The 808-nt window shown below is 47.2% G+C and carries 2 pseudogenes; both read left to right on the top strand.

From position 1 onward, the window contains the following. Positions 1–50: 50 nt before the first annotated feature. Positions 51–458, top strand: a pseudogene (locus ASC50_RS02080) (signal recognition particle-docking protein FtsY); the annotation flags it as partial. 15 nt (positions 459–473) lie between these two features. Continuing rightward, positions 474–808, top strand: a pseudogene (locus ASC50_RS02075) (hypothetical protein); the annotation flags it as partial.

The raw sequence follows: 808 nt of genomic DNA, 5'->3' as shown, positions 1-808 counted from the left end.
ATATAATGGGGTCAAGCCCGCAATGACGGACTTTTTATTCGCCGGCCTCTGCCTCGGTGGCATTTGACACGCTAAGTTCGGCAGTGGCAAATAAGGCAGATGTGGTAATTATAGACACAGCAGGCAGGCTCCACAACAAAACAGGGCTGATGAACGAGCTTACAAAAATCAAAAATGTGATGAAAAAAGTCGTTCCCACTGCCCCTGACGAGGTGTTGCTGGTGTTGGACGGCTCCACCGGTCAAAACGCCTACAATCAGGCAAACGAATTTTCTAAAGCCACAGAAATCACCGCTTTAGCCATCACAAAATTGGACGGGACAGCCAAAGGCGGCGTTGTCATCGGCATTTCCGACCAGTTGCAAATACCGGTCAAATACATTGGCATCGGCGAAGGCTTGGACGATTTGCAAGTGTTTAGAAAACGTACATTTGTGGATTCTCTTTTTGATAATTGATTCAGTAATAAAGGTATGCAAAAGAAAGAAATCATCGAGTTGATGTCCGGAGAAGCACCGCAGAAAGGCGATGTGCTATCGGAATTGCACACATTGACGGCGAAATATCCCTATTTTCAAACGGCTCAGGTACTTTTGACCATCCATTTAAAAAAGCAGCAGGACAGTCGTTTCGACGACAGTTTGCAAAAAACAGTCTGCTATGTTGGCGACCGCCGCCAACTATTTTATCTGATAGAGCGCGAATCGTTATGCCTCCCTGTTGTCATGTATCAACAGGAACCGGAGCCGGAGCCTGCCCCAAAACCGGAAGCAAATGCAGAAGAAAAACCGGCTACTCCGGCTACTCC

The sequence above is a fragment of the Candidatus Symbiothrix dinenymphae genome (genome assembly GCF_001431085.1).
Note: the sequence above shows the minus strand (reverse complement) of the source record. Positions and strands in the feature narration are given on the sequence as shown.